This window comes from Anaerorhabdus sp. (assembly GCF_036657415.1).
Lineage (GTDB): Bacteria > Bacillota_I > Bacilli_A > Erysipelotrichales > Erysipelotrichaceae > Anaerorhabdus.
Genome location: NZ_JAVXGL010000012.1, coordinates 1 through 20,749, shown reverse-complemented (window position 1 = coordinate 20,749; position 20,749 = coordinate 1). Strand labels below are relative to the sequence as shown.

At 32.6% G+C, this 20,749-nt stretch carries 23 protein-coding genes and 1 other RNA gene; 22 read left to right on the top strand and 2 right to left on the bottom strand.

The features are described 5' to 3' along the window. Positions 1-44 precede the first annotated feature (44 nt). The 7 genes from RSB60_RS03045 (at position 45) to RSB60_RS03015 (ending at position 5,619) form a co-directional block, all read left to right on the top strand. Entirely contained in the window at positions 45-548 is a 504-nt protein-coding gene (locus RSB60_RS03045; RefSeq protein ID WP_323381759.1) for a hypothetical protein, read from the top strand. Then, positions 545-1,504 carry a hypothetical protein gene (locus RSB60_RS03040; protein WP_332476048.1) on the top strand — a complete coding sequence of 320 codons (960 nt, stop codon included), beginning with the start codon at positions 545-547 and terminating at the stop codon, positions 1,502-1,504. Before RSB60_RS03045 ends, RSB60_RS03040 begins: the two co-directional genes overlap by 4 nt. A gap of 118 nt (positions 1,505-1,622) precedes the next feature. Continuing rightward, positions 1,623-2,366, top strand: coding sequence for a sugar isomerase domain-containing protein (locus RSB60_RS03035; protein WP_323381757.1), 744 nt, complete (start codon positions 1,623-1,625; stop codon positions 2,364-2,366). A gap of 12 nt (positions 2,367-2,378) precedes the next feature. After that, a complete protein-coding gene (locus RSB60_RS03030; RefSeq protein ID WP_332614486.1) occupies positions 2,379-3,128 on the top strand; it encodes an SIS domain-containing protein in 750 nt (249 codons plus the stop codon). Positions 3,129-3,142: 14 nt separating this feature from the next. Next, on the top strand, positions 3,143-3,865 hold the full coding sequence (locus RSB60_RS03025) for an SIS domain-containing protein (RefSeq protein WP_332614484.1): 723 nt from the start codon (positions 3,143-3,145) through the stop codon (positions 3,863-3,865). 136 nt (positions 3,866-4,001) lie between these two features. Continuing rightward, entirely contained in the window at positions 4,002-4,790 is a 789-nt protein-coding gene (locus tag RSB60_RS03020) for a PTS mannose/fructose/sorbose/N-acetylgalactosamine transporter subunit IIC (RefSeq protein WP_323381754.1), read from the top strand. Then, entirely contained in the window at positions 4,780-5,619 is an 840-nt protein-coding gene (locus RSB60_RS03015; RefSeq protein WP_323381753.1) for a PTS system mannose/fructose/sorbose family transporter subunit IID, read from the top strand. Before RSB60_RS03020 ends, RSB60_RS03015 begins: the two co-directional genes overlap by 11 nt. A gap of 85 nt (positions 5,620-5,704) precedes the next feature. On the opposite strand, the gene RSB60_RS03010 is transcribed toward RSB60_RS03015, so the two are convergent. Both RSB60_RS03010 and RSB60_RS03005 read right to left on the bottom strand, forming a co-directional pair. Beyond that, a complete protein-coding gene (locus tag RSB60_RS03010; protein WP_323381752.1) occupies positions 5,705-6,529 on the bottom strand; it encodes an HAD family hydrolase in 825 nt (274 codons plus the stop codon). Then, positions 6,516-7,241, bottom strand: coding sequence for a copper homeostasis protein CutC (locus tag RSB60_RS03005; protein ID WP_332491259.1), 726 nt, complete (start codon positions 7,239-7,241; stop codon positions 6,516-6,518). Before RSB60_RS03005 ends, RSB60_RS03010 begins: the two co-directional genes overlap by 14 nt. 106 nt (positions 7,242-7,347) lie before the next feature. Here RSB60_RS03005 and nagA (RSB60_RS03000) point away from each other — a divergent pair, with 106 nt between their 5' ends. The 15 genes from nagA (RSB60_RS03000) to RSB60_RS02930 all read left to right on the top strand — a co-directional run bounded on the left by nagA (RSB60_RS03000) (position 7,348) and on the right by RSB60_RS02930 (position 20,684). Next, positions 7,348-8,487 (top strand): N-acetylglucosamine-6-phosphate deacetylase, encoded by a 1,140-nt coding sequence (gene nagA / locus RSB60_RS03000; protein ID WP_332614480.1) that lies wholly within the window; start codon positions 7,348-7,350, stop codon positions 8,485-8,487. Positions 8,488-8,489: 2 nt separating this feature from the next. Beyond that, entirely contained in the window at positions 8,490-9,620 is a 1,131-nt protein-coding gene (gene nagA, locus RSB60_RS02995) for an N-acetylglucosamine-6-phosphate deacetylase (protein WP_332516237.1), read from the top strand. Next, on the top strand, positions 9,617-10,426 hold the full coding sequence (locus RSB60_RS02990; protein WP_323381748.1) for an HAD family hydrolase: 810 nt from the start codon (positions 9,617-9,619) through the stop codon (positions 10,424-10,426). The genes nagA (RSB60_RS02995) and RSB60_RS02990 overlap by 4 nt, the downstream gene beginning before the upstream one ends. After that, complete coding sequence (locus RSB60_RS02985; RefSeq protein ID WP_332476052.1) at positions 10,404-11,189, top strand: HAD family hydrolase; 786 nt, start codon at positions 10,404-10,406, stop codon at positions 11,187-11,189. The genes RSB60_RS02990 and RSB60_RS02985 overlap by 23 nt, the downstream gene beginning before the upstream one ends. A gap of 1 nt (position 11,190) precedes the next feature. Next, the gene (locus RSB60_RS02980) at positions 11,191-12,072 is read left to right on the top strand and encodes a Cof-type HAD-IIB family hydrolase (RefSeq protein WP_332476053.1); all 882 of its coding nucleotides are present in this window, start codon (positions 11,191-11,193) and stop codon (positions 12,070-12,072) included. A gap of 68 nt (positions 12,073-12,140) precedes the next feature. Further along, positions 12,141-13,064, top strand: a complete 924-nt coding sequence (gene yhfZ / locus RSB60_RS02975) for a GntR family transcriptional regulator YhfZ (protein ID WP_323381745.1) — start codon at positions 12,141-12,143, stop codon at positions 13,062-13,064. 163 nt (positions 13,065-13,227) lie between these two features. Continuing rightward, complete coding sequence (locus RSB60_RS02970) at positions 13,228-14,190, top strand: YhfZ family protein (RefSeq protein WP_323381744.1); 963 nt, start codon at positions 13,228-13,230, stop codon at positions 14,188-14,190. A 33-nt stretch (positions 14,191-14,223) separates the two neighbouring features. Next, positions 14,224-14,310, top strand: an RNA gene (ffs, locus tag RSB60_RS02965) — signal recognition particle sRNA small type. Between the two features lie 95 nt (positions 14,311-14,405). After that, complete coding sequence (locus RSB60_RS02960; protein ID WP_323381743.1) at positions 14,406-14,873, top strand: NUDIX hydrolase; 468 nt, start codon at positions 14,406-14,408, stop codon at positions 14,871-14,873. Next, positions 14,857-15,321, top strand: coding sequence for a tRNA adenosine(34) deaminase TadA (gene tadA / locus RSB60_RS02955; RefSeq protein WP_323381742.1), 465 nt, complete (start codon positions 14,857-14,859; stop codon positions 15,319-15,321). The genes RSB60_RS02960 and tadA overlap by 17 nt, the downstream gene beginning before the upstream one ends. 90 nt (positions 15,322-15,411) lie before the next feature. Beyond that, entirely contained in the window at positions 15,412-17,142 is a 1,731-nt protein-coding gene (gene dnaX / locus RSB60_RS02950) for a DNA polymerase III subunit gamma/tau (protein WP_332614475.1), read from the top strand. Between the two features lie 3 nt (positions 17,143-17,145). Then, a complete protein-coding gene (locus tag RSB60_RS02945; protein WP_323381740.1) occupies positions 17,146-17,454 on the top strand; it encodes a YbaB/EbfC family nucleoid-associated protein in 309 nt (102 codons plus the stop codon). Positions 17,455-17,456: 2 nt separating this feature from the next. After that, on the top strand, positions 17,457-18,056 hold the full coding sequence (gene recR / locus RSB60_RS02940; protein WP_323381739.1) for a recombination mediator RecR: 600 nt from the start codon (positions 17,457-17,459) through the stop codon (positions 18,054-18,056). 17 nt (positions 18,057-18,073) lie between these two features. Continuing rightward, positions 18,074-19,741, top strand: a complete 1,668-nt coding sequence (locus RSB60_RS02935) for a formate--tetrahydrofolate ligase (protein WP_332614473.1) — start codon at positions 18,074-18,076, stop codon at positions 19,739-19,741. A gap of 19 nt (positions 19,742-19,760) precedes the next feature. Next, positions 19,761-20,684 carry a hypothetical protein gene (locus RSB60_RS02930; RefSeq protein ID WP_332614471.1) on the top strand — a complete coding sequence of 308 codons (924 nt, stop codon included), beginning with the start codon at positions 19,761-19,763 and terminating at the stop codon, positions 20,682-20,684. The last annotated feature ends 65 nt before the right edge of the window (positions 20,685-20,749 follow it).

The window sequence follows — 20,749 nt, the reverse complement described above, 5'->3', positions numbered from 1 at the left end:
AATACAATCTATAATATTTTGGATATTCAAGAAGAGGAAAGTATATGGAAAATAAAAGCATAGAAACAATTCAAATACAAAATGTAAATCAAAAAGAAAAACCAAAGAAAACAATTATGACAAAACCATATTTTGCGATATATAGTTGTATAACTATTTCGTTATTGCTAATAATATCTCAGAAGATTGCGATACTAGGTTACATAATTTTACCGTTTGCACTACTTGTTTTATGGAAGGTTCCAAATAGAAAACAGCTTGAATTCTATGATGATTATTTATTAATCTATTCTGAAAAAAATAAAGAAATGTGTGAAAAAATTGAATACAAAAATATTGTTGAATGGGTTGTACGCCAAGGACAACAAGGGGGAGATTGTTTGATTTTCCGCTTAGAAGGTGACATCTACAAACAAGTCGAAAGTTTTAGAGCTGTTTCTATCGTACGTGAATTAAATACGATAATTCCTGAAAAAGAAGCTAATCGTAAAAAAAATAGTGAGATGAAGAATACAGCATTTAAGTGGCCATGGGGAGGGAAAAAATGAAATTTGTTTTAGAAGATCTTATCCTAAAATATGGCATTGGACTTTCCAAAAGATTTACACGCAAACAAAAGAATACTTTTATCAATGAGATAGGAAAAGACTTTCAAACATGTGGATATCGTGTTCAAGGGGCAGCTTCAAAAAAGAAGGGAAGTTATGCAGTTAACTTACATGTTGGGGATGTTGGGAAATCAAAAAAAATAATTGTAGTTAACTATGATACACCACAACATAACTTCGGGAATCCAATGAAATATTATCCATTTGATGGTCCTGCAACATTTGCATCTTCATTCTTTCCAATCTATGCACCAAGTATTATAGGCGGTGTTTTAGCATTGTGGTTAGTAATTTCATATGTGCCGAAAATTGATTTTTCAACTAATTTTATTTATTCATTGTGTGTATCAGTTACGCTAATTGTAGTGATGATAGTTTCATTCTTATTAACAAAAGGTATCGCAAATAAAGTGAACTTTAATCGCAATACATCAAGTGTTTTGGTAGCCTTAATGCTTGCTTCAGAATTAAGTGATGAGGATAGAGAAAAAGTAGCGTTTGTGTTAACTGATAATGGTTGTACCAACCATGCAGGTGATTATATGCTGAGGGAAGCATTACCAACGACAATTGATCAACGACTTGTGATTATGTTGGATTGTGTAGGGGATGGAGAAGAATTTGTGATTGGCTATAAAGAGGACTCTAAAAAAGAAGCAATAGAGTTGGCAGAGCAATTTAAAACCAAACCTAAACGTAAACTTTGTAATAAAGAAGAACTACGTTACACCTCATTTTCATTCTATAAAAAGGCATTGTTAGTGAGTAAAGGAAACTTCAAAAATGATTCACTGGTAGTAGAAAATATCTCAACAAACCAAGATACAAACTGTGATATTGAAAGCTTAAATCAAGTAGTTAGAGCGTTGAAAAGATTCATAGAAAAGAACAATTAATAAACTAAGTAATTACAAAAATGAAAATATAAAAAAATGTATATTGTTATTGACTTCACCTTTTAACCAGATATAATAAGTTTTGTAAGGGTTACCAAAAATGAAAAGGAGAGTGTCAATGAGTACAACAAAAGACTTTTTTGTCAAAGCTGTTAATCTTCTTGAAATAACAAAAGAAGAGCAACGCAAAACGATTGAAAAGGTGGCTGCAATGATGGGAGAATGCATGAAAGAAAATGGAATCGTTCAACTTTTTGGAATTGATCATGGACGAGCATTTTCGATGGAATTAGGATATCGTGCAGGGGGATTAATGCCATTTCACCAATTCAATACAAAAGATTTAGCATTAAGAGGGGTCATCAGTGAGGAAGAATATCAAAGAGAAGGATTCAATGATCGTGAGGACATGGCTGAAAAACTTTGGGATTTATATCTTGTAGAACCCACAGATATGTTTATCTTAGTAAGTCTTTCTGGTTGTGAAGGATTGATAATTGAGACAGCATTACAAGCGAAGCAAAAAGGACATAAAGTAGTTGCGGTTGTTACAAAAGAATTAAGTGATGCGTCTATTTCAAAACATAGCAGTGGAAAGAAATTAGTAGAGATTGCTGATATCGTTATTGACACAGGAGCAAAGAATCCAGATTTACTTCTTGATGTTGATGGAACACATAAAGTAAATCAAATTGCGACAATTGCTGGAAATGTTATCGCACAAATGATAACAGCTGAAGTATATCGCTACCTAAAAGAACAAGGAACAGAATGTCCAGTTTTATTAAGTGCCAATATTAAAGGTGCGGATGTTCACAACAAAGAACTTTCAGATAAATATCTTGGAAGATGGAATGCGTAGGGTGGAGGATATATGAGAGAAATTACAATGGATGTATTCTTTGATGAGTTGGTAAAACTACTCGATAAACTTTACGACAAGGAACACAAAAATATAGAAGAAGCAGCAAAAATATGTACAGAATCCATTCAACAAGGTGGTGTGATTCATGTATTTGGATCAGGACATTCAATTGGGTTTGGAATGGAAATGCAAAATAGAATTGGAAGTCTAGCGTGCATTCATACAATTGATACTGGTGATTTTGTTTTAAAAGGAAAATTTACATTAGAGGAATTTAAAGATCCAAACAATATATTTGAACGCAGACCAGGTATTGCGGATCAGCTCTATGATTTATATACGATTCATCCATCAGATGCCTTCATTATTATTTCAAACTCAGGTATCAATGGTGTCGTTATTGATATGGCTATCACAGCAAAACAAAGAGGACACAAAGTGATTGTTGTTACAAGTTGGCAACACACAAATGCAGAAGAATCTCGACACCCAAGTGGTAAGAAACTTTATGAAATGGGAGATGTTGTGATTGATAACTGTGGACCACAAGGAGATGCATTAATTGAAACTGATGGTGTAGAAAAGATATGTTCAGTTTCTTCAATTACAGGAGCATTCATTGCTCAAACAATTGAAACTGAAATTTGTCGAATGATGCAAGAGTCAGGTCAAGAAGCACCACTTTTCTGGGATGAATTATTACCAGAAGCAAAAGAACACAACGATAAACTTAAAGCACAATATCAAGGACGTGTGTAGAAGGAGAATAGATGATGTATAAATTTGATTACATGAATAAAATTGACGAACTATTGCACAAAGCATATGAGACTAATGAAAATCAAATTGAAGAATTAGCGAAGATTTTTGCTAAAAATATTGCGGATAATAAAATTATTCATACATTTGGTACAGGGCACTCACATATGATTGGAATTGAATTGTTTGCACGTGCTGGTGGATTAGGAAATGTAAATGCATTATTAGATCCAGATGCATTAACAGCATTTGGTGCTCGTCGTAGTGGAGAAGCAGAAAAGTTATTAGGACTTGCCGATATTATTTATGATAGTTACAAAATTGAAAAAGGCGATATCATGATTATTTCAAGTAATTCTGGTAGAAATGCAGTTCCTATTGAGATGGCTATGCGTTGCCAAAAAGAAGGTGTATACGTTATAGCAGTTACGAATTTAGAACAATCAAAAAATACAGTAAGTCGACATCCTTCAGGTAAACGTTTGTTTGAATGTGTTGATTGTATACTTGATAATGCAGTTCCAGTAGGTGATGCACTATTGAATATTGAAGGAATTGCAACAGGTCCTGGATCATCAATTTCAAGTATGTTTTTGTTAAATACAATCGTTTCAGAAGCACTTAAAATTTGTATGGAAATGGGCGTTAAGCCACCAGTGTTTCAATCACAAAATGTGGATGGATTCAATAATGATGCCATCTATGAAAAATTTGAAAATAGAGTAAAACATTTTTAATTCATTTGTAGTTCAAAAAAATGAATAATCATTAAAATGTATAATGGAGAAAACGCACGATGTGATTGTCAGTAACATCTTGCGATTCTTATACAAAGCGAAAGCTTAAAACCATAAAAACTAGAGGAGGTTAGCTATGGCAGAATTAAATTTTCTACAAATCCTTCTAATTAGTCTTTGGGCATTCTGGGGTATTATTGATGGTCTATCATTTAACTTCGGAATGAACAGCTGCATCGTTGCTTGTTTATTTACAGGTATCGTTGTTGGAAACCCAACTTATGGACTAATCGTTGGAGGAACGCTTCAAATGACGCAATTAGGGGTAGGAACATATGGTGGTGCATCTGTTCTTAACATTACGTCATCCGGTATGATTACCACAGCATTAGGATCACTTTCAGGTGAAGATCCTATTACTTTGGCTGCATCAATTGGGATTGCGCTTGCAGCATTATTTGTTCAATTAGATATCCTAGCACGTTTCTCAAACACATTGTTCCAACATATCGCTGACAAATATGTTGAAGAGGGAAATACAAAGGGAATTAACTTAATGAATCACCTTGGAATTATTCCTTGGGGATTATCTAGAGGACTTCCAGTATTCTTATTATTGATGTTTGGACAACCACTAGTTGATTCATTAATGACATTAATTCCAGTTTGGTTAATGGAGGGATTCAAAATCGCAGGTGGTTTATTGCCAGTAGTCGGTTTCGCAATCTTATTACGTTATCTTCCAGTATTAAAGAAACCACAATTCTTAATTCTTGGTTTCGTTCTTGCAGCTTATTTAAAAATACCTGTACTAGGAGTTGGTCTTATTGGTTTAGTTGCAGCATTAATCGTTTACCAAAATGCTACATCTGCAGCACCAGCAACAGCTAGTACTTCTACAGGAGGTAGTGATTATGAAGAGTAACAATTCAAAATTTACTGCAAAAGAGTTGCGTCGTGTTAATTTACGTTGGATTTGGCAATCACAAATTGGTTGGAACTATGAACGTATGCAAGGTTTAGGTTACCTTTCTACAATGATTCCAGTAATTAACCGTTTGTATGGAGACAATCCAGAGTTAAAACAAAAAGCATTGCATGTTCATTCACAATTTTTTAATACAATGCCTAACATGGGAGACATTATTGTTGGTATGAATATCGCGATTGAGGAACAAGCTTGTAGTGAAGCTGGTCTAGATGTTGCGGCTTCAGTAAAAACAGCTTTAATGGGACCTTTCGCAGGAATTGGAGATACAGTTTTCGGAATGATTGGTGGAGCAGTATTTGGTTCTATTGCAGCATCAATGGCTCTTGAAGGTAATGCAATTGGTATTGGAATTTGGACATTATGGCAAGTTGCTTGTTTCTTCTTCCGTTTCAAAATGTTTGATCTTGGATATGAACAAGGAATTAAGCTTGTAACTACTTTAAGTGGAAAAATGAATGCATTAACTGAAGCAGCATCAGTACTTGGTTTAACAGTTGTTGGATGTATGATTGCAACAATGGTTAAATTTAACTTAGCTACATTAACAATGACATTAGGTAAATCAGAAACTGGTGAAGATTTGATAAATTCATTCAATCTTCAACAATATGCTGATGCCATCATGCCAGCATTATTCCCAGCATTACTTGCAGGATTATGTTATTGGATGCTTGGTAAAAAATGGATGAACTCAAACAAACTAATTATTTCAGTTGTTGTGTTCGCAATCCTATTGAGACTTTGCGGTATTCTTATAGCGTAGTAATAAATCTTTAATAGTTAAACAAAAAGGATTGAATACCAGTGAAGGTAATCAATCCTTTTACATATAAATCAGGATGTATATGTTAAATTATATTTTCTTGTAAGAAACAAGCAACACCATCTTCATTATTTGAACCAATTATAACATGAGCTACCTTTTGTAAGCCTGAAGTTGAATTTGCCATTGCGCATCCAAGTCCTACACTTCCAAGTAGATCAATATCGTTGTCATTGTCACCAAAAGCTACAGCAAGTGTTGGATTAATATTCTCGTGCTGAAGAATCGTTGAGAAAGCATTTCCTTTTGTTGCTAAAGGATGAGTAATTTCTAAGTTAAGTTCATGAGAGGAAGTAATTCGAATAAAATCAAATTGCTTCAAGCATTCAATTGTTTTCTCTTTGCATGAAGGCGTATTCGTAATGAAATGAATTTTTCTAACATCATGATTTGAATCGGATAACAAAGTTGAATACTCACGAATGAACGTTCTAGTCTTAAGTAAATGATTGATAAAATCTTCATCAAATTGATTCTCTTCTTTATCATCTAGTATTTGTTGGCTTGAATAAAGCTGATCATTTGCATCAATAGTCCAATAAGGATTTATTAAGCTTAACTTATCTAATAATAAAATAGCATTTTCTGCAGAAATTGTATTTCTAGATACAATTTTTTTCTTTTGCTTATCATAAATAATTGCGCCATTTGAACTAACGATATATTTAATCTCATCATGCTGAAGTAACCAATCATCTACAAGACTCATGGTTCTTGCCGTACAAGGAACAAACAAAATATTTTTTTTCAAACAATCATTGATGACTTGTTTAGTTTTTTCTGATAACTGTGCTTCATCATTAAAAAGAGTACCATCTAAATCAGATGCAATTGCTTTAATTTGTGTCATTATTCATCTCCTCAATTTTTGATAAAATAGTTCTTAGATAAGTGGGAGAAACTTCGGTATAGTCGCCATCATCATATGCAGTTTGTTTTGCCGTCATATGAATTTCATGACAGTTTGTTTCTGTAAGTATAGTTTGAACATTAAAATCACGAACACCACCACCGACAAGAATCGTTATTCTATCTTGATACGTTTCAATAAGTTTATGAAGGGTTTCAAATCCTTCTTCAATGTGGGGATAATTTTCTCCACCACTTGTTAAAATTCGATCTACACCACAAGCGATACAATCTTCACAGGCCTTGAATTTGTCAGTGGTAGCATCAAAGGCTTTATGGAAAATAACTTCCTTATTATAGCGATGAACTAGATCTGCCATTTTTTTTGTTCGTTCAATATTAATTGAATTATCAGCATTTAGAAAACCAAAAACAATTCCATCAGCACCATGAATACATAATTGTTCAGCATCAAACAACATGCTTTCAAATTGTCTTTCAGTATAATGGAATCCAGAAGTTCGTGGACGAACCATACAACATAATGGAAGAGTAGTTACTTTCTTACTCTCAATTAATGTTCCCAATGAACATGTCATTCCTCCTAGTTCTAAAGCACTATTTAATTCAATGCGATCGATTGGTTCTTTTGATGCTGTAATTACATCTTCGATAGAACCACAACAAATTTCAATTACACGATTGTTTATCATAAATTTCCTCCATCTATTGATTAAATTATTATACCATTACTACAAGAAACATTGAACCATTATACAAAAAAATGTATAATGAAAATACGATGAGGGAGGAAATACTATGATTATTCAAAGTAAGAAAGTTTGGGTTTCAGGAGTATTCATTGAAGCACAAATAGAATTAAAAGAAGGGAAGATAAATCATGTCTATCCATATGGCTGCCATGTGGTTGATCATGATTATGGAACTGACTGGATAATTCCAGGAATGATTGATGTACATTGTCATGGTGGATTAGGATTTGATACAAATGATGCCAATCGCGAAGGATTAGTAAAGTGGGCAAAGGGTTTATTGAAAGAAGGAATTACTTCTTTTTGTCCAACAACAGTAACTCAAAGTGTTGAAGTTTTGGTTCCTGCTCTTGAAAATATAGCAAATGCAGTTAGTGAAGGATATGAAGGAGCAGAGATAATAGGAATTCATTTTGAAGGACCTTATCTAAATACAAAAAATAAAGGTGCACAGCCAGAAGAATTTATTGTAAAACCAAATGTTGAGCAACTTAAAATATATCAAGAAAAAGCAAACGGCTTGATTAAAATAATAACTGTTGCATGTGAAGAAGATGAAAATTTTGAATTAACTCGTTATGCTTCACAACATGGTATTAATGTTTCAATTGGCCATTCTGCATCAACATACGATGAAGCATGTTTAGCGGTAGCGAATGGTGCAACTGGAATGACACATGTTTATAATGGTATGAATGGATTGCATCATCGAGAACCTTCATTAGTAGGTGCAGCGATGAATTTAAAAGATACATACAGTGAAATTATTTGTGATGGAAATCACGTTGTATGGCCAGCAATTCACGCTCTTGTGATGAGTAAAGGAAGAGATAATTGTATTATGATTGATGATGCACTTTGTGCTAAAGGATGTGCTCCTGGTTCTTATGAATTAGGTGGAAATGCGATTGAAATTCGTGAGAATGGTTCAGCTTACTTAGCTGGAACTAATACACTTGCAGGGGGTACTCTACTTTTTAATAAAGGACTTCAAAACTTAATTGAGAAAGCATTAGTGCCCATTGATTACGCAATCAATATGGTGACATTAAATCCAGCACGTTACTTAAATGTAGATCATCGCAAAGGAAGAATCGCATCAGGCTTTGATGGAGATTTAGTAGTACTAGATAAAAACTTTGATGTTGTCGATGTTTATGCACATGGGCAATGTGTAAGGAATTAGCAATGATACTTCAAAGTAAACACGTTTGGATAAATGAACAGTTCCAACCAGCTCAACTTGAAATAGAAAATGGCAAAATATTAAATATTTATCCATATGGATTTAAAGAAGTGACAGATGATTTTGATGAATATAAAGTTTTACCTGGATTGATTGATATGCATTGTCATGGATTTAATGGTATGGATTGTAACTATGTTCATCGTGAAGGATTTATTCATTGGATGAACTCACTTCCTAAAGAAGGTGTAACATCTTTTTTAGCAACAACTTCAACAGCACCAGAAGAAAATTTACTACAATCCTTTGCATGTATTAAAAAAACAATAACCGAATATAATGAAGGTGCCCATTGTTTAGGAATACATGTAGAAGGTCCACAAATTTCATTTGATTTTAAGGGAGCACATAATCCATACTTTATTCAAAAGCCTTCAGTTGAGCAGTTTGAAAGATATCAAGATGCTGCCAGTAATATAATTAAATTAATCTGCATTGCGCCAGAAATGGATGTGAATCATACACTCATTAAATATTGTAAAAACAAAGGTATTAAAGTTACAATTGGACATACAGGTGCAACATATAATGAATGTGTGTTAGCTGCAAAAGATGGTGCAGGAAGTTTTACCCATACATTTAATGGAATGCTTGGGATTCATCATCGTGAACCAGGAACAGCAGGTGCTGCAATGGCTATGGATGATATGTATGCAGAGTTGATATGCGATGGTGTACATGTACACTATGCTGTTGCGAAAGCAGTAGCTAAGACAAAAGGAAAAGACCGCTTGATTTTAATAACGGATGCAGTACAAATTAAAGGACTAAAACCTGGTATATATGAAACACCTAATCGCTGGGTTGAAGTAAAAGAAGACGGCTGTGGACGTTTAAAAGATGGTCGACTAGCAGGTAGTTCAAACAAGATGATTACAATGTTAAAAAACTGTATCCAGGAATGTGGTATAGATGAAGTAACAGCGATTAATGCCGCAACTAAAAATCCCGCAACTTTTTTAGACCTAGCGGATAAGGGTGTTCTGGAAAAAGGTAAAGACGCTGATATTTTAATAATTGATAACTGCTTTGAAGTTATTCAAACATATTGTCGAGGGAAAGCTTATCTATGACAATAAAAGCAATGGCTTTTGATATTGATGGAACATTAGTCCCTAGAAATTGTAATAATATGAGCCAAAAGACAAGAGAAGTTTTAGAAAATTTGAAGAAGAAAAATTATCCACTCGTGCTTATTACAAGTCGTTCATTTTATGAAATGAAATTATTGGATAAAACATTTTTTGATTTATTTGACTATATTGTAATTTCAACAGGAACACTTATATTTAATAAACAAACTCTTATTCAGAAACATATTCTTCGCAAAGAAATTTTTATGCAACTCGTACATTATCTAGAGAAGAACAATATAATGTATGGCTACTCACGAAATGATTTCGAGTTCTATTATAGTCAGGAAGCATCAGCTGAGTTACAAGTAAAATATTCAGCATTATTTTCGCAAGATTATCAAATTAGAAAATTAGAAATGGATGATGAAGTTATAGATTTTATTTATCTATTAGAAGACAGTCAAATAAATGAATTGCATAATTTTGTTAATGAGCATATTGAACTTTGCGACTTCAAAATACATGGACAAGTAAAACCAGCAGGCATTAATAAAGGATTTGGATTGCGTGAAGTAGCGAAACAATTACAATTAAAACCAAGTGACTTCTTGGTGTTTGGTGATGGAACAAATGACATATCTATGTTTCAGGAAGCAGGACTAAGTGTTGCGATGGCAAATGGTAGTGAAGAAGCAAAAAAACACGCTAAACTAATTTGTGCTTCTGATGATAATGAAGGAGTTGCGTGTTTTATTGAAGACTGGTTAAAGGGAGATATAAATGATAAAAATTGCATTTTTTGATATAGATGGAACTAGTTATCTTCATACATTGAAGGATAGTCCAAATTCAACAAAAGTAGCACTACAAAAACTGAAAGAAAATGGAATAAAAATTATTTTTAATACGAGTCGAACATATCATGAGTTAATAGAATTACCAAATCATTTTTTCACTCAAAGTGACGCTCTTGTTTGTGGCGGAGGATCTGAAATTTATGTAGATCAACAATGTATTATTGCCCATAAACTAGACAAAGCAGAGCAAGATGAAATATTAAAAATTCTCAATGAAAAAAATATCCCTTATCGTTGGACAACAGCATTAGGAGATAATCACATTAGTTCAAATAAAGAAGAAATTAAACAACGATTTATGGATTGTTATGGCATGTCACCAACATACAAACAACATACAGATGAAGCATTAACGCATCTATTATATTTTGCACAAGAACAAAGTATAATAGATGAAATAGATAAACTTTGCACAAAAAGTGAACATCTTATTTTAGGCTTTTCTAATGAAATTACAGCCAAAGGAATTACCAAAGCACATGGAATAAAAGAATGCGCTGAATACTTTGACATAAAACCAGAAGAAACAGTTGCGTTTGGCGATGGTGTAAATGATATTGAGATGTTGAAATTGGCAGGCATTGGAATTGCGATGGGTAATGCATCCCATACTTTGAAGACAGTCGCAAACTATGTAACCGAAAAAATAGAAGAAGATGGTTTATATAATGCTTGCGAACATTTTAATTGGTTTTTAGAAAGAGGATAAAATGAATAATATAAAAATGATTGTAATGGATATGGATGGAACATTGCTTACATCAAATCAAGAGATTAGTTGTCGTACAAAAGAAACACTCATACAAGCAGAGGAAAAGGGAATCATTTTAGTTCTTGCATCTGGAAGAAGTTATCGAACACTTGTTCCTTTTGGCGAACAATTAAATATCCCTTCATTTGGTGGATATTATATTGGTGTAAATGGAGCAGCTATCACAAACGCTAAAACAATGAAACATACTATTATCCGTCAACTACAACTTCCTGAAATCAAGGAAATATTTGAAGCTACAAAACCTTTTGAAATTGAAACAATGGCAGTTCTAGATGATACAATTTATGATCATATTCCTACTTCATTACGAGCAATAAAAAAACAGTTTAGAATTGATAATAATATTGCAGAGGATGTTCCATGGACAGCTGGAACTTTTTCAATGATTGTTGATCAAAGAAAAGGATACAATCATATTTATGAAATACAAAACGCTAGTGAAATACCTTGTCCAGTAAATAAAATTTGTCTAGCGCATACAAAAGAAAAATTAGAAGAACCTTATCAATGGTTAGTACAAAATTTAGGGGAACGATATCATTTTGCGAGAACCTCATTAGAATGGATTGAATGTGCACCACAAGGAATCAACAAAGGCAATGCAATTCGCAAACTAGCTGAAGAATTGAATATTGGACTAGATCAAATTTTAGTTTTTGGTGATGGTGAAAATGATCTAACAATGTTTGAGGCAGTTAAATATCCGATAGCGATGGGGAATGCAATGGAAAAAGTAAAAGAAGCAGCCTATGAAATAACCCTCGATAACAATCATGATGGTATTGCAGAATTCTTAAAGAAGAATGATATTTGTTAAATAATCACTAAAACTGACAATACAAATCAATAGATAGGTATGATAAACTAGGTATAGAGGTGTAACATATGGAAAACATAGAATTTCAGCTATTTAATAAAAATGCATCAACAATAATATTTCTCTCTAAGCTTTTCATTCAAATGGATATTGGTACAAGAATTCCAACTTTTGAAGAGCTATCAAATGAGATTGGTGTAGCAAGAGGAACAATTCAAAATTCGCTTAAGATTTTGCATGATGCGAAAGCGATAATTATAAAACCTAAAGGTCATATGGGATCATATTTGGTTGAAAAAAATGGGAAAGCACTCATACAAATGGCAGATATTCGATCCTTTCTAGGTGCAATGTCGCTGCCTTATTCAAAAACATATGAAGGACTTGCGACAGGATTGATTTCTTGTATGCAAAATGAATATGAAATACCTGTTAGTATGGCATATATGAGAGATGCAGTGAAACGAATTGATGAAATGGTTAAAGGCAATTATGATTTCACGATTGTTTGTAAAGGTTCAGCAGAAAATGCGATCAAAGCAGGAAAACCAGTATTAACTGTAATAGATTTTGGACCAAAAACTTATCTAAGTGCACACGTTCTTTTATTCAGTAATTCAAAAGCGAAGGACATCGAAGATGGTATGCGAGTTGGTTTAGCTAAAGGTGCAAGAGAGCAAAACAAATGGACAAAAAGAATGTGTAAAGGTAAAAATGTTGTCTTTGTTAACTTAGATTATTCTAAAATAATTACAGCTTTAAAAATGAAAGAAATTGACGCAACTGTTTGGAATAAAGATGAAATCAATGATACCTTGATTCAAATGAATACAAAACCAATTCAATCTACAAAAGAAGATACATCTGCAGTATTAATGGTAAGCAAAAACAGACCAGAATTAGTTAAACTATTTAAAGAAATTATAGATGTTGAAGAAGTCAAAAAAATTCAACAAGAAGTGATTAAAGAGAATATTCCTCCTCAATACTAAAGCATATTTTTTAATTAAAATTTGCTTTTTTTTATAAATGGAGAACTGATGCAATTTTATTGATATAATGTAATATATAAAATTGTTTGTATTTTAATAATAATCAAGAAAACAGGGGGAGGTTTTTAAATGCAATGGATATGTTTAAAGGGAGGAAACCTACATGGATAATGGCAAGGATGACTCAGTTTTAGATCGAGGAGGATTACCAAATTTAGATATTCACTTATTTAATAAAAATGCTGCAACAATTATTTATTTGGCTAAACAATTTCTACAAATGGATATAGGAGATAAAATTCCGACATTTTCAGAACTTTCGTCAAAGCTTAGCATTGCTAGAGGAACGATTCAAAGTTCACTAAAGGCACTCAATGACACAGGAGCAATTGAAATAAATCCGTGTGGACATGTGGGTACAATTCTTGTTAAAAAAGAAGTAAGAATTCTTGCACAAATGGCAAATATTCAGGTGTTAAAAGGATTAATGCCAATTCCAAGTTCTAAGCAAGAAGAAGCATTTGCAACGGGTTTACTTACTTCGATTGAAAATGAATGTGGGATTTTCGTGAATATGACTTACATTCCGGATAGTGAAAAAAGAGCGCAATATCTTCTAAAATATGATTGTGATTTTGCGATTGTTTCAAAGAAATGGTTAACTAGCATCAATAAAAGTAAAGATATTATAGAAGCTCTTGAATTTGGCGAGGGTACATATCGTAATCAATATTCTCTTCTTTTTTGGGATAAAAAAGTAAAACAAATTCAAGAAAAGATGACAGTGGGATTAATCCAAGAGGATAGTGAACAAAACTATTTAACTGCAGAACTTGTAAACGGTAAAAAGGTTAAATATAAATCAGCAGATTCAAGAAGTATCCTTAATATGATTATTACCAAGAAAATTGATGTTGTTTTATGGAATAAAACAGATTTGAATTACAATTTGTTAGGTTTTAATGAGCAAAATATTACATTTGATGATGAAGTGACAACAGCTGTTCTAATTATAAAGAAGGAAAAAATTGAATATTTAAAACTATTAAGAGAAATTATAAAGATAGATGAAGTAAAGAAAATTCAAAAAAAGGTGCTAGAAGGAAAACTTATAACAAAATTCTAACTCTTGTGAAAAAATGAAAAAACATCTATAATATATGAGGTACAACAAGCATGTATTGAATCAGGTCAGGACCGGAAGGTAGCAGCCTTAAGAACCTCTACTTGTGTGTACCTTTTTTATACTTACAGGAAAGTTCTACTTTTTCAGGATGAAATAGTAGTGAATACAAGGGAGTGCAATCAAACAGGAAAACCTTGTATTAAAGAGGTGATAGCATGCTTACAACCTTATGTTACATTGAAAAAGACAATCAATTCTTAATGATGCACCGCACAAAGAAACAAAATGATCCAAATGCTGGAAAGTGGATTGGATTAGGTGGAAAATTTAAAGATTATGAGAGTCCAGAAGAATGTGTTCTAAGAGAAGTAAAAGAGGAAACGGGTTTAAACCTTATTCAACTGAGCTTTAGAGGCATCATTACTTTTACAAATAATGACAATTGGACAGAATATATGTTTCTCTTCACATCAACTGAATTTAGTGGAACACTTGATTTTGATTGTAATGAGGGAGAACTAGCATGGATAAATAAGGATGAAGTCACACAACTCAATTTATGGGAAGGTGATAAGTACTTTCTAGAAAAATTAGTGACCGATGATTCATTCTTTACGATGAAACTCAGTTATAACGGAGATAAGCTTATTGAAGCGATATATAATAATGAAAAAATACACTGAACAAGAAAAATATATGAAATTAGCACTAAAAGAAGCTGAAAAGGCTAGATTGAAAGATGAAGTTCCAGTAGGAGCAATACTAGTCAAGGATGGCTTAATCGTGTCTAGAGGGTACAATCAAAGAAACTCAAAGCAGAATGCTACAGCGCATGCCGAACACATTGCAATCGAAAAAGCATGTAAGAAATTAAAATCATGGCGATTAGAAGAATGTGAACTTTATGTAACTCTTGAACCATGTCCAATGTGTGCGGGGGCAATTATTCAATCAAGAATTCCACGAGTATATTTTGGAGCATATGATCCAAAGGGCGGCTGTTTTGGGAGTTGTATTAACTTTAATGATATAAAAGGGTTTAATCATTATCCTGAAATTCAAGGAGGAATTTTAGAAGCAGAATGCTCAAGTCTACTAACAACCTTTTTTAGAGAAAAACGCAAGAAGTAAAGCTATTTTACTTCTTTTATTATGACTGTAAATTAGCAGTGGATTTTGTTATAATATCAATGGACGTATCAAAGAAGGAGGAAGGCAAGAATGAGTTATAAAGCGTTATATCGGACATACCGCCCAACTTCTTTTGAAGAAGTCGTTGGTCAAAAACATATAGTCACAACATTAATGAATGCTGTGAAACAAAATAAGATGGCACATGCTTATTTATTATGTGGACCAAGAGGAACAGGAAAAACAACAGTCGCAAGATTACTAGCTAAAGCTGTAAACTGTGAACATACAGAGGCTGCACCATGTAATAATTGTGATAACTGTAAATCAAGTGATTTAGGAACACATCAAGATATTGTAGAAATCGATGCTGCTAGTAGTAGTGGGGTTGATCAAATAAGAGATTTAATTGAAAAAGTTAAATACTCACCAATTCAAGGTCGATTCAAAGTATACATTATCGATGAAGTTCACATGCTATCGCAAGGTGCATTCAATGCATTATTAAAAACATTAGAAGAACCACCTGCTCACGTTATATTTATTTTAGCGACAACAGAACCATATAAAGTATTACCAACAATTATTTCTCGTTGCCAACGCTATGATTTTAGTAAAGTTGGTCAAGAAGAAATAGTAAGTCGATTAAAATATGTTGCAGATTTAGAAAAGATAAACATCGAGGATGAAGCTTTACGACTTGTGGCAATTTTATCAGATGGTGGTATGCGTGATGCGTTAAGTATTTTTGATCAATGCATTGCCTATGCCCAAAATGAGATTACAGTAGAAGATGTAAATGATATTTATGGTATTACAACCATTCAAGAAAAAATTTCAATGATTGAAGATGTATTTTCTAAAAATGCAAAATCATTACTTAATGTGATTCAAACTTTAAGTGAAAAGGGAATTGATATTCGCAGACTTACAAATGATCTTATCGAAATTTTAAAAGAAGCTGTAATTTATTCCTACACAAAAGATAGTGGATTACTTCATAACTTAAATGTGAATGAAGTTGAAAAAATATTAGAAAATAAAAATTCAAAAATATTATTAAGAATGGTTGATATCTTAATGGAAGCAACTGTCTCTTATAAAAGTGCAACAAATGTATCTTCATATTTTGAAGTTGCAGTATTAAAAATGATGGCGATTGTTGATGAAAAAGAACAAGTCCAAATCATTAATAAAGAGGAAGTAAAAGAAGTTGTTGCGCCAATAATAACCGCGTCACCTGTTACACCAGAAGTTGTAATAGAAGAATCAATTGAAATAACAGAACTAGTGAAAGAAGAAGTTATAGAAAAACCAAAGAAAGAAAAAAATGAACCAGATCAAATATTATCTACTGAATTCATTTTGAGTTTACTGGTATCAGCGAATAAGGAAACAAAAGAAAATGATAAGAATAGTTGGAATCAATTAGAAAATAAATCACGTGATTTAAGTTGTGCTAAATGTGCGACGATTCTTAAGTCAACAATGATTGTCGCAAGTGGTGAAGACTTTGTGGTTATCACTAGTGATACAACAGCAGAAGCAAATCAGATTAATGATTTACAATTAAATCAAGAACTACATTTCTTCATTAAGGAACAACTAGAATTAGACAAAATGATTTATGCAGTAGGCAAAGAAAACTTTATTGAAATCACACAAGAGTTTAAAGAGAGAATGAGTAGAAATGATTTACCACCATCTGCACAAATTACTAAATATAAAAAAGTTGTGACAAAAGAAAAAAAGAAAACAACAGAAGAAAAACTGATTGATTTATTTGGACAAGAAAATATAAATATTATCGAGGAGGAATAAAAAATGGATTTACAAAACTTACTTAAACAAGCACAAAAAATGCAAAGCAATATTCAAAAGGTTGAAGGTGAATTAGCAGAAACAGAATATACTGGGAATGCTGGTGGAGATGGAGTAACAGTAACTATAAAAGGTGATTACAAAATTTCGCATATTTCAATTCAAGATGATTTATTGGAAAAAGATAACAAAGATATGTTAGAAGATTTAATTATGGTTGCGGTTAATCAAGCTGTAGAAATCGCAAGCAAAGATCGTGAAGAAAAAATGGGAGTATTAACTGCTGGTGTTAAGATGCCAGGAATGTTCTAATTATGTATCCAAAAAGTTTAGAGAATTTAATTGAAAACTTTAAGATGCTTCCAGGAGTTGGTGCAAAGACAGCGGAACGTTATGCATTACTCATGCTTGAAAAAAATGAAACTGAAATTCAAGAGTTCGCGCAAAACTTGATTGATTGTAAAACAAAAATTAAGACATGTGAAATTTGTGGAAACATAGCTGAAGAGGAACACTGTAGTATATGTGAAGACTCAACTAGAAACACAAAAATTATCTGTGTAGTGCAATCTGCAAAAGATATAATTGCGATGGAAAAAACAAGAGAGTTTCGAGGGGTATATCATGTGTTAAATGGTGTGATATCACCAAGAAAAGGAATACTACCAGAAGACTTAACAATTTCAAAATTAATTGATCGTTTAGATCAAGGAGTGGAAGAAGTTATCATTGCAACAAACCTAACACTTGAAGGAGAAACAACAGCACTTTATTTAGCGAAGCTATTAGAAGATAGAAATATTTACACAACCCGAATTGCTCATGGATTACCGATGGGTGGACATTTGGATTATGCCGATGAATTAACGTTGATTAAAGCTTTAGAAGGCAGAAAATCAATGAAAAACGATTAATTGTTGGAGGGAAAAGGATGAAAACAGATTTACAAATTGCACAAGAGAATCAAATGGTTATAATTGATGAAATTGTAACAAAAGCCGGAATTAATCCAAAGTATGTAGAACATTACGGTTTAACGAAAGCAAAAATTGATTTGGGAATTCTTGATGAATTACAATCAAAAGAAGATGGGAAATTAGTGCTTGTCACAGCAATTAATCCAACTAAAGCAGGCGAAGGAAAATCAACGACAACAGTAGGTTTAGTAGATGGACTTGCGAAGATTGGAAAAAATGTTATGGGTTGCTTACGCGAGCCATCTCTTGGTCCAGTATTTGGATTAAAAGGTGGGGCAACTGGTGGAGGATATGCACAAGTAGTTCCAATGGAAGATATTAATCTACATTTTACTGGAGATATGCATGCAATCACAACTGCCAATAACTTAGTTGCAGCGATTTTGGATAATTCAATCTATCAAGGAAATGAATTAAATATTGATCCTACAAAGGTTATTTGGAAACGTTGCCTAGATATGAATGATCGTACCTTACGTGACATTACGATTGCGCAAGGTAAACCAACGAATGGTGTAGAAAGAAAAGATAGTTTTTGCATTACTGTTGCGACAGAAGTAATGGCAATTCTTTGTCTATCAAAAGATTTGAAAGATTTTGAAGAAAGAATAAATCGTTGTGTAGTTGCGTATACATATGATAATGAACCAGTGACAATTAAAGACTTAAAAGTTGCCGGCGCATTATCTGTAATTATGAAAGATGCAATCAAACCAAACCTTGTTCAAACATTAGAAAAGACACCTGTGTTAATTCATGGTGGACCATTCGCAAATATTGCTCATGGATGTAACTCAGTTATTGCGACAAAGATGGCGTTAAAACTTTCTGATTATGTAATTACTGAAGCTGGGTTCGGAGCAGATTTAGGAGCTGAAAAATTCTTAGATATTAAATGTCGACTTGCAAATTTAAAGCCAAGTGCAGTTGTAATTGTCGCAACTATTCGTGCGTTAAAAATGCATGGTGGTGTTGATAGTGAAAACCTAGCAAATGAAAATGTTGAAGCACTTTTAAAAGGTGTAGAAAATCTAGAAAAGCATATTGAATCCGTTAAACAATTTGGAGTACCGATGATTGTTGCAGTTAATAAATTCGCAAAAGATACAGATGCAGAAGTTAATGCATTAATAAAATGGTGTGAAGAAAAAAATGTTTCAGTATCATTATCAGATGCTTGGGCAAAAGGTGGCGAAGGAACAGTTGATTTGGCTGAAAAAGTTGTTGAACTTTGTTCAAAAGAATCTGACTTCTCTCCAATTTATGATGTGAATGATTCAATTGAAAATAAAGTTAAAATAATAACTCAAAAAATCTATGGTGGAAATGATGTTGTATTTAGTGATGAAGCTAAAACACAAATTGAACTTATGAAAAAATATGGTTGGGACAAACTTCCGATTTGTATGGCAAAAACACCATTATCTCTTACTGATGATCCAAAAATTCAAGGAAGACCATATGACTTTGATATTCATGTTACAGAATTGAAAGTGTCAGCAGGAGCAGGATTTATTGTTGTTTATACAGGTAATATTATGACAATGCCAGGACTTCCAAAAGTGCCAGCTGCACTAGGAATGGGTATTGATGATCAAGGAGAAAGTTACGGAATATTTTAGAGAAAAAAGGAGATAAGTCATGTCATCAATTGCGTATGTTACAGATAAACATATGATTGAATTTCATCGTCTTAATGGAAATCAAACGATGAATTTTTGGCGTCCAAGTTCTCAAAAAAAATTCGTAGATTTTTTTGAAGGTGATTTACTCTTCTTTCTAGCTAAAGGTAGTGAGCGTGGAAGGAAAAGAGAAAAAGGAATTGTGGGTTATGGTAAATTCAAAAAATCATATACATGTTCATTCAAACAAATGTGGAAAGAATATGGAACATTGAATGGGTTTGCTACACAGGATGAATTGTATGATGCAATCATAAAAGTATCGAAAGATAAAAAAATGCCAAAACAAATGAATTGTCTTTTTCTTGAAGAAGTTGTTTTCTTTCAATCACCAATCTATCTAAGTGAAGTTGGTGTGCAAATTTCAAATAAGATTGAAAGCTTTATTTACCTTGATAAAGAAGATCCACAAGCAACATCAAAACTCTTAAATAAAGCAAAAGAGAGTGGTATTGATATGTGGATGGCAGCATTAAATAACACAAGTGAAAATGAAGAGACATTAGAAGAAGATGAAATAAAACATCAATTTTCATTAGTCTATCAAAAAATAAATGATGATTTTTATACCGATACAGAATTGAAAAAAGCGAAGAAACTTGCAAAAATAAAATGTGAAAACTCTTCTTTTGAATTAATCAAAGGAAGTAAAACAGATTGTATCCAATATAAAGAAAATAGTATAACAATCGCAATACCATTTATTTATAAACCAAAAGAATTAAATCGTAAGTTACAATTTCTATTAGGACATACCGTAAGTTATCAAATGCGTATTAAAACGATGAGTGATTATAATTTTAATCTTCATTTTGAAATATTAAGCGAACAAGATTTACCAGAAGATGTTGTAGAACTAATAGAAGCAATAAATCAAAAATGAAAATAATCAGGGATTGAATCGAAAATCTCTGATTTTTTTTGTAAAAATAGCCTATAAAAATCTAG

What these genes read in the sequence shown, in the direction of transcription:
- RSB60_RS03030 (WP_332614486.1), top strand. Translation starts at nt 2,379, where the DNA reads ATGAGAGAAATTACAATGGATGTATTCTTTGATGAGTTGGTAAAACTA.
- RSB60_RS03040 (WP_332476048.1), top strand. Translation starts at nt 545, where the DNA reads ATGAAATTTGTTTTAGAAGATCTTATCCTAAAATATGGCATTGGACTT.
- RSB60_RS03025 (WP_332614484.1), top strand. Translation starts at nt 3,143, where the DNA reads ATGTATAAATTTGATTACATGAATAAAATTGACGAACTATTGCACAAA.
- RSB60_RS02980 (WP_332476053.1), top strand. Translation starts at nt 11,191, where the DNA reads ATGAATAATATAAAAATGATTGTAATGGATATGGATGGAACATTGCTT.
- dnaX (WP_332614475.1), top strand. Translation starts at nt 15,412, where the DNA reads ATGAGTTATAAAGCGTTATATCGGACATACCGCCCAACTTCTTTTGAA.
- nagA (WP_332614480.1), top strand. Translation starts at nt 7,348, where the DNA reads ATGATTATTCAAAGTAAGAAAGTTTGGGTTTCAGGAGTATTCATTGAA.
- RSB60_RS02930 (WP_332614471.1), top strand. Translation starts at nt 19,761, where the DNA reads ATGTCATCAATTGCGTATGTTACAGATAAACATATGATTGAATTTCAT.
- RSB60_RS03045 (WP_323381759.1), top strand. Translation starts at nt 45, where the DNA reads ATGGAAAATAAAAGCATAGAAACAATTCAAATACAAAATGTAAATCAA.
- RSB60_RS03035 (WP_323381757.1), top strand. Translation starts at nt 1,623, where the DNA reads ATGAGTACAACAAAAGACTTTTTTGTCAAAGCTGTTAATCTTCTTGAA.
- RSB60_RS03005 (WP_332491259.1), bottom strand. Translation starts at nt 7,241, where the DNA reads ATGATAAACAATCGTGTAATTGAAATTTGTTGTGGTTCTATCGAAGAT.
- RSB60_RS03010 (WP_323381752.1), bottom strand. Translation starts at nt 6,529, where the DNA reads ATGACACAAATTAAAGCAATTGCATCTGATTTAGATGGTACTCTTTTT.
- RSB60_RS02945 (WP_323381740.1), top strand. Translation starts at nt 17,146, where the DNA reads ATGGATTTACAAAACTTACTTAAACAAGCACAAAAAATGCAAAGCAAT.
- RSB60_RS03015 (WP_323381753.1), top strand. Translation starts at nt 4,780, where the DNA reads ATGAAGAGTAACAATTCAAAATTTACTGCAAAAGAGTTGCGTCGTGTT.
- tadA (WP_323381742.1), top strand. Translation starts at nt 14,857, where the DNA reads ATGAAAAAATACACTGAACAAGAAAAATATATGAAATTAGCACTAAAA.
- RSB60_RS02985 (WP_332476052.1), top strand. Translation starts at nt 10,404, where the DNA reads ATGATAAAAATTGCATTTTTTGATATAGATGGAACTAGTTATCTTCAT.
- RSB60_RS03020 (WP_323381754.1), top strand. Translation starts at nt 4,002, where the DNA reads ATGGCAGAATTAAATTTTCTACAAATCCTTCTAATTAGTCTTTGGGCA.
- RSB60_RS02990 (WP_323381748.1), top strand. Translation starts at nt 9,617, where the DNA reads ATGACAATAAAAGCAATGGCTTTTGATATTGATGGAACATTAGTCCCT.
- recR (WP_323381739.1), top strand. Translation starts at nt 17,457, where the DNA reads ATGTATCCAAAAAGTTTAGAGAATTTAATTGAAAACTTTAAGATGCTT.
- RSB60_RS02970 (WP_323381744.1), top strand. Translation starts at nt 13,228, where the DNA reads ATGGATAATGGCAAGGATGACTCAGTTTTAGATCGAGGAGGATTACCA.
- RSB60_RS02960 (WP_323381743.1), top strand. Translation starts at nt 14,406, where the DNA reads ATGCTTACAACCTTATGTTACATTGAAAAAGACAATCAATTCTTAATG.
- yhfZ (WP_323381745.1), top strand. Translation starts at nt 12,141, where the DNA reads ATGGAAAACATAGAATTTCAGCTATTTAATAAAAATGCATCAACAATA.
- RSB60_RS02935 (WP_332614473.1), top strand. Translation starts at nt 18,074, where the DNA reads ATGAAAACAGATTTACAAATTGCACAAGAGAATCAAATGGTTATAATT.
- nagA (WP_332516237.1), top strand. Translation starts at nt 8,490, where the DNA reads ATGATACTTCAAAGTAAACACGTTTGGATAAATGAACAGTTCCAACCA.